Origin of the sequence: Geobacillus sp. LYN3 (assembly GCF_003064505.1) — a bacterium.
GTDB classification, from domain to species: domain Bacteria; phylum Bacillota; class Bacilli; order Bacillales; family Anoxybacillaceae; genus Parageobacillus_B; species Parageobacillus_B toebii.
Genome location: NZ_QCWL01000001.1, coordinates 2252118 through 2259391 on the forward strand (window position 1 = coordinate 2252118; position 7274 = coordinate 2259391).

9 protein-coding genes are annotated in these 7274 nt (G+C 43.0%); 1 reads left to right on the forward strand and 8 read right to left on the reverse strand.

Going from position 1 to position 7274, the window contains the following annotated elements; all coding sequences use genetic code 11:
* Positions 1 to 137: 137 nt before the first annotated feature.
* Positions 138 to 1007 (forward strand): YitT family protein, encoded by an 870-nt coding sequence (locus DCC82_RS11730; RefSeq protein ID WP_062678517.1) that lies wholly within the window; start codon positions 138 to 140, stop codon positions 1005 to 1007.
* A 28-nt stretch (positions 1008 to 1035) separates the two neighbouring features.
* Here the strand turns inward: DCC82_RS11730 and ypjB are convergent, their stop codons facing one another.
* The 8 genes from ypjB to DCC82_RS11770 form a co-directional block, all read right to left on the reverse strand.
* Entirely contained in the window at positions 1036 to 1824 is a 789-nt protein-coding gene (ypjB, locus tag DCC82_RS11735) for a sporulation protein YpjB (protein WP_015864262.1), read from the reverse strand.
* Between the two features lie 58 nt (positions 1825 to 1882).
* Positions 1883 to 2476, reverse strand: coding sequence for a lipoprotein heptaprenylglyceryl N-acetyltransferase LhaT (lhaT, locus tag DCC82_RS11740; RefSeq protein WP_089097844.1), 594 nt, complete (start codon positions 2474 to 2476; stop codon positions 1883 to 1885).
* A gap of 78 nt (positions 2477 to 2554) precedes the next feature.
* On the reverse strand, positions 2555 to 3322 hold the full coding sequence (locus tag DCC82_RS11745) for a menaquinol-cytochrome c reductase cytochrome b/c subunit (protein ID WP_097354684.1): 768 nt from the start codon (positions 3320 to 3322) through the stop codon (positions 2555 to 2557).
* Positions 3323 to 3369: 47 nt separating this feature from the next.
* Positions 3370 to 4044 carry a menaquinol-cytochrome c reductase cytochrome b subunit gene (qcrB, locus tag DCC82_RS11750; protein WP_015864265.1) on the reverse strand — a complete coding sequence of 225 codons (675 nt, stop codon included), beginning with the start codon at positions 4042 to 4044 and terminating at the stop codon, positions 3370 to 3372.
* 3 nt (positions 4045 to 4047) lie between these two features.
* The gene (locus DCC82_RS11755; protein ID WP_015864266.1) at positions 4048 to 4554 is read right to left on the reverse strand and encodes a QcrA and Rieske domain-containing protein; all 507 of its coding nucleotides are present in this window, start codon (positions 4552 to 4554) and stop codon (positions 4048 to 4050) included.
* 149 nt (positions 4555 to 4703) lie between these two features.
* Positions 4704 to 5159, reverse strand: a complete 456-nt coding sequence (locus tag DCC82_RS11760) for a YpiF family protein (RefSeq protein WP_015864267.1) — start codon at positions 5157 to 5159, stop codon at positions 4704 to 4706.
* 86 nt (positions 5160 to 5245) lie between these two features.
* Positions 5246 to 5779, reverse strand: coding sequence for a ReoY family proteolytic degradation factor (locus DCC82_RS11765; RefSeq protein ID WP_015864268.1), 534 nt, complete (start codon positions 5777 to 5779; stop codon positions 5246 to 5248).
* Between the two features lie 56 nt (positions 5780 to 5835).
* Positions 5836 to 7092, reverse strand: a complete 1257-nt coding sequence (locus DCC82_RS11770) for a tetratricopeptide repeat protein (protein ID WP_169712572.1) — start codon at positions 7090 to 7092, stop codon at positions 5836 to 5838.
* Positions 7093 to 7274 lie beyond the last annotated feature (182 nt).

Consider the following 7274-nt stretch of genomic DNA (forward strand, 5'->3'; position numbering starts at 1 on the left):
CACCTCTCATGTTTTCATGTTAGCTAAAAGCAACGTTTTTGACAAATATTTTTGCGCCTAACGCGCGCACATTGCTTATACAAACAACTTCATCTATAATTAAGGACGCTGACTACTATGAGAACGGAGGTAGCCATATGATTTTCGGGCTAAAAATAAAAAATATTATTTTCATTTTACTTGGTGCTGCCATTTTTGCGTTTGGACTTGTCCATTTCAACATGCAAAATAATTTAGCAGAAGGCGGCTTTACAGGAATTACGCTGCTTCTCTACTTTTTATTTGACATGGATCCATCCATTACAAACTTAGCGTTAAACATTCCTCTCTTCTTTATCGGTTGGAAATTGCTTGGGCGCAATTCGTTTTTATATACGATTATCGGAACGGTAGGCCTTTCTCTTTTCCTCTGGATTTTTCAACGTTACGCCATTCATATGCCGCTAAAGCATGATATGACGCTAGCGGCGTTATTTGCTGGCGTATTTATCGGCGTCGGTCTGGGCATTATTTTCCGTTACGGCGGAACCACAGGCGGCGTCGACATTATCGCGCGACTTGTCCATAAATATAAAGGGATTAGCATGGGAAAAACGATGTTTACGTTCGATGCCGCCGTTATTACTCTTTCATTGCTTTACCTTTCTTACCGCGAGGCAATGTATACGCTCGTTGCAGTGTTTATCGCCGCCCGCGTCATCGACTTTATGCAGGAAGGCGGATATGCTGCGAAGGGAGCAACGATTATTTCAGAAAAAAGCGAGGAAATTGCCAGCAAAATTTTAACGGAAATGGATCGCGGCGTAACGATTTTAAAAGGGCGGGGCTCTTATACGAAACGCGATCGGGATGTATTATATTGCGTGGTGGCGAAAAACGAACTGCCTCGTTTAAAAAACGTCATTATTTCCGTTGATCCCCATGCGTTTGTCGCTGTCACCGACGTCCATGATGTGCTTGGTGAAGGTTTCACACTCGATGAACGGAAGCAGCCGCTAGAACAATAAAAAGGGGCGCCACTCGCCCCCCTTTTCCCTATTCATTTTCATGGGTGCGGTTTTTTTCTTTCTCCCCACGATATTTCCGCCATCCAACATAAGATAGTGTCAATACAATCATTCCTCCGGTAGAAATGATCACCCATATTAAGGATGGATCGGCTTCGTCTTTTTTGACGCCGTCAAATAACGTCTGTAAGTCTGCGCGCATATTTTTTAAATGTTTTTGCTGATCTTCTTGGCTTAATTGTTGAAATGCCGGTGTTTGCAACATTTCAATCTCTTTATCTATTTTTTTCGCTTCCTCAGGCTGCACATCAATTTTGACGCTTGGCTCAATCAGCTCATAATGGTTTAAAAATTGGCGCAGAGAGGCGGTAAATGCTTCCTCTTTTCCTTGTTCTACCGCTTTCTCAAGCTGATCAAACGACCCCATCACTGTTGTTTCCATCTCTGACCAAAGAGGTTGATGTGTCGAATGAATCGCATCAACGACAAGGCGAAACTGTGTTACTTTATCAATTCTTTCCTCCTCCGGCAATGAGGATGCTGTTACCGTTTTCAGTGCATTTTCGTGAGTAATCGTGATCGCGCGAAGTTCATCTGCTGTTTTAAGCCGGTCCCGGGCGTTCATTTGAAAAAACTGATCGGAAAAATACGTCAATACTTCCTTTGCTTCTTCGAAACGTCCATTTTTCGCCAACTGTAACGCTTGATCAGAAATTTGATCTAGTTTTTTCCAACCACCATCATTTTCGGCGGCGTAATTATGCGATGGAAATAAACAAATGAGCGTGATAAAAGCAAATAGCCATATTCGCTTCATTCTTGTCCCTCCTCCATTACCTATTACAATGTATGAAGGAGTGGACAAGAGTAGACCATTAATTTAATGAAAGAAAAAGTCTCCCTTTTCGTACACATAACATATAACTAATCGCGATCGAAATGATACTAAGCCAAAACGTAAAATAGCCGATTGGCGGCATATATTGATTTAAAACGCTGTAACGCGGCATCATTCCAAAAACATAATCAATGATGTCATTATGTAACGTCCAAACCGCCGCGAACGCTAAATGAGGCAAGCGAAACCGATAAAACGGAGCATATAATATTCCTTCGACCGCCATGGCTCCGTGAGAAATGATTAACATCCATCCTGCGACATCAAGCGTTCCCGTCACTTTCCATACTAACAAGTTCATCACGACCGCCCAAACGCCATACTTCACTAATGTCACGATTGCCAACGCTTCAAGCAGCGGAAAATGACGGCCGAGCAAAAACGCGATCAGAACTAGCACAAAAAATAAACTTGCGGTTGGGCTATCTGGAACAAACGGCAAAAAAATTGGCGGCGTCTCCGCTAATTGATAACGATACCATATATATCCGTAAATCGTCCCGATCACGTTGACTATAAGCAAAAACCATAACACGGAACGATGGGCAAGCAACGGAAAAACCCATTTCATGAATACACACCTGCTCTCTGCTTTTCATGAATGAAAAAAGCTGACTAATCATAGCCAGCTTTTTTCATGATGAACCGTTTATTTCTCTTTTAATCCTGCAATGAATTCAGCCATTTTTTTCAGCTCTTCGTCCGTGCCTTTGAAGATACCAGCAGGCATGCCGCCTTTACCTTCTTTTGCGATTTTCGCGATTTCTTCCGGTTTCAAGCCTGTGCCAATAAGCGATGGCGCAGCTGCACCGCCGGATAAGTTTTCACCATGGCAGGACGTACACGTGTTAGCTTGGGCAATTTTATATCCTTCTGCGTTTTTGTCAATTTCCACTTCCGCCTGGATTTTTCCTTGTTCAGCCGCTTTTTTCCAGTCATGCGTAACAACGGCTTCCCAAGTTAAATATACCATTGACGCAAGCGTTAAAAGCATCATTCCGGTAGCAACCGGACGCTTCCATGGGCGACGTTCCGGACCGCGATCCAAAAACGGCGCTAACAATAACGCACCAAATGCCAACCCTGGTATAATAATTGCCCCGACCACTGTATAAGGACCTGATGCATACGAATATTTAAGCAATTGATATAAGAACAAGAAATACCAGTCCGGAAGCGGAATATATGCCGTATCCGTCGGATCAGCGATACGCTCTAATGGAGATGGATGGGCGACCGTCAAACATAAAAAACCGATCAAAAAGACAGAGCCAACCATCCATTCTTTTAATAGGAAGTTCGGCCAAAACGCTTCCGTTTTCCCGGGATATTCCGAATAATCTTTTGGAATATTCGGCTTTCTCACTGCGGGCACGCGGGAATCGCCGACAAATTTCATTCCTTTTCCGCGATGCATTGCATGTTTCCCTCCTTTTTCTTCTCACTAAACAGCGTTTATGCGAATCACAGTGGACCAGAAATACCTTGTCTGCGAATCATTAAGAAGTGCGCAGCCATTAAGCCGAGCAATGCAGCAGGCAAGAAGAAAACGTGGATCGCAAAGAATCTTGTTAGCGTTTGCGCCCCAACAATTTCCGGGTCTCCTGCGAGCAACGTTTTAATGGCCGGGCCAATAATCGGCGTTGCTTCAGCGATTTGCAAGCCTACTTTTGTCGCAAATAGCGCTTTCATATCCCATGGCAATAAGTAGCCGGTAAAACCAAGCCCCATCATGACCATGAAGATAAGTACACCAACGATCCAGTTTAATTCGCGCGGCTTTTTGTATGCACCTTGGAAAAAGACACGCAACGTATGTAAAAACATCATGACAATAACAAGGCTCGCTCCCCAGTGATGCATACCGCGGACGATTTGTCCGAACGCCACTTCATTTTGTAAATAATAAACCGATTCCCAAGCGTTTTTAATATCCGGAACGTAATACATTGTTAAAAACATTCCAGATAAAATTTGGATAACAGTAACAAAAAATGTTAATCCGCCAAAACAATAAACAAATGCGGAAAAGTGATGGGCCGGGTTAACATGTTCCGGAACTTCATGGTCAGCGATATCCCGCCACAAAGGCGTAATATCTAAACGCTCGTCAACCCAGTCATAAAGCTTATTTAACACGTATTACGCCTCCCCTCGTGGTTTCGCTTTACCTAAGTATAATTTGCCGTCTTTCACTTTGTACTCGTAACGGTCTAGCGGAGCTATTGGCGGCGTTCCAGGAACATTTGTACCGTCTTTAGTGTAACGCCCGTAATGGCAAGGACAGAAAAATTGGTTCGGATGTTCCTTGTCCGTATTCCAGTCTACCGTACAGCCAAGGTGTTTACAAATCGGAGACAGCGCTACGATTTCTCCTTTTTCGTCTTTATACACCCATGCGGATCGCGGCTCTTCCGACTCATACCAAGCGTCTTTTATTTTCACTTTGAAATCAAAACGCTTTGGTTCGGTCGTAATGTCCTTTACATCCGCTACCGCTACCATGTCCGTCCCCGCTTCATCCTTTAAAATCGGATCAACAGCAAAACGGACCATCGGCATTAGCATGCCAGCAGCCATAAAGCCGCCTACACCAGTTAACGTGTAGTTCAAAAATTGGCGTCTTGTTACGCGGTTTTTTTCACTCATCGTCTTCCCCCCTCTATACAAAATGAAGTCCAACCGGACGGTATTTGTATAACACAATATAAAACTAGGACATTCTAATGATAGCTCATTCAGCGTGCAAGGTCAATATCGTCATCGCTTTAACCTTTCAACTTCTTCATCACGCTGCTTCATGCCCATTGCGAAATGAAAAAGTTCAGCAACTGAGATGTTTGTTCGCGAATGACTTCTTGCTTATACGATTCATCCATATCCTGCAGTGGAATCGCCGGCACCATCCACAGCCTGCCAGAAAGCTGATTTTCATATTCTTTCCATGTGCGGTCACATGTCACATAAAAAACATGCTTCATCCCATGTTCCATCAGCTGTCTTGTCCAATCCCCAAGCCGCCGAATGAGTTCTTCACGCTGTTCGCTCATAAAATACGTAAATGGCGGAAATAAAAACAACCTCCCCTTTAGTTGACGTTCCGCCTCATGAACAATTAGCTGCACAAACTCTCCTCCGGATGCAGCCGCTTTGGCGCCATCGGCAATCGTAATCGGAATAAGCGGAATTAAAGCTGTGTCAATATAATCTTTTTCTTTCACATATATCTCCACATCTGCTGCTGTCCACTTCATGCACATTCCCCTTCTTTTCAACGTCATTTTCTTTATCACCATACCATATTTTTTGCAAAAAGAAAAACCTTGCGGAACGCAAGGTTTCACAACTGTTTCAACTGATCAGTAAGGCGGCGAAATGCCTCTTCATCTTGACGGTCTAGCGCGTCGTCAATGAGTTTCATTAACCGTTCTCGTTGAAATTCATAAAGCGATTTTTTTAAAAATTGCTCAGCCAACCGCCGATCGTTTTCATTTACTTGCACTTGTTTTGGAGCATATGGATTTTCTTCCAATACTGCGACATATTGCGGCGAATGGAAAGAAGCACGGAAATTCAACTGGATATAAATATCTTCATCCCGATTTAAACGAATATCATGAAACGATTTTTCCGCATCTGTCGTCATGACATTGCCTTTATAAAAACGGAACGGGACATCATCGACGCAATGAGTTGACATAATGATGCCGCGCGGACAATATTGGGCATTTTCCACAAAATGAACCTTTTGCATCAGCTGATCATGGCTCATTAGATAGTTTAAAATCCAGACACATTCCCGGCGTTTTAACTGGTAATGATTTAAAAACCAACGAATAAACTCTTTTTTCTCATTCACGGATACATGCGTCATTATGCGCTTCCCCCTCAATCGTTTTCCAAGAAAGAGGTGATATTCACCGCAATCCCCTACTCCTCCAATTGAAGCAATATGTCTGCTGCCTCTATGTGCCCAGGATCGAGACGTACGATTTGTTGAAATATTTCTTTCGCTCTCTCTCTATTTCCTTCTTCGATCAGAAAATAGCCATATTCTTCAAGAAAATCAACATTATCCTTAAAGAAAGTATATGCCTCCCGGTAATGGTTTAATGCATCAGAATACATCTCAAGCTTATGTTTCGCGCGCGCTAAATCCCATTCAAACTGAGGATCATACTCCCCTTGTTTCATCGCTTCTTCCAAGCAGGAAACGACTTCTTCATATCGCTCTTGATGCAATAGCAACGCACATAACGTAGTCAGCGCCTCGATATATCCTTGGTCAATCTCGATGGCTTTGCGCAGCCACGACTCTGCTTCATCCGGTTTTTTTAGTTTTAATGCGACTTTTCCGGCATATAACAATAATTCTTTATTCCACTCATCAACGTGAATCCCTTCTTTTGCAATTTCATAGCTTTTCTCAAGCTGTCCTTCTTGCTCATATGCTTTGGCTAAATATAGATAAAGCGGCACATATTCAGGGTCAAGCTCTTTTAGCTCGCTTAACTTTTCGATTGCGGTTCGGTAATACTCCGCTTGAAACGCCGTAAATCCATAACCGAATAATGTCCGGCTGTCGATTTTTTCTTGCAGCGCTTCGTCGTAATATGGCAATGCCTGCTCAAATTCCCCGCATAAACTGAGCGCTTCGGCGAGCCGTTCTGGAATGTGCGTACCGGCAATCGTCTTTTCTTTTTTTAATACTTTTTCATAAAACGGTATGCTTTTTGGATATTGTCCCATCGAAAAATATAGCTCTGCTAACGCAAACTGAATAATCGGCTCATCCGGCATTTTTTCATATGCTTGTTGGAGCTTTCGTTCACTTACTTCCTCGAGCCCTTGCATTTGATACAAGTCAGCGGCAATCAGACACGCACGGGCAAAAAGGGGATCATCTTCATCGATTTGTTCTAAAATTTCAAGCGCTTTTTCTTCCTCTTCCAGCTCTGTATATACTTCAGCTAAAAATAGCCGCACTTCTCCTTCATCAGGATAACGAAGCGATAGCTCCTCAAGCAATTCTTTCGCTTCTTCTAACATTCCCCATGAATATAAATAATCCGCAAGCTCGTATTTTTCTTCATCACTGCCATTTTTTTTGATGTCAGGCACAAGTCCTAATGCTTTGTCTACTTCTCCGTTTTCCACAAGACGAACGATTTCCTCGATTCGTTTCATATGCATAAACCCTTTCCTACTGAAGATGTGCAACAAACATTCCCAGTGCGCGGATCACCCGCTCCATGCCAAATCCGGGGTGAACTACCCCCACTTAATTTTCTAGCGAAACTTAATTTTCTAGCGAAAATTTGAAGTGGGGGCTTCCAAAGAAGTTTGACTGCTTTAAGCAATCCTTATTC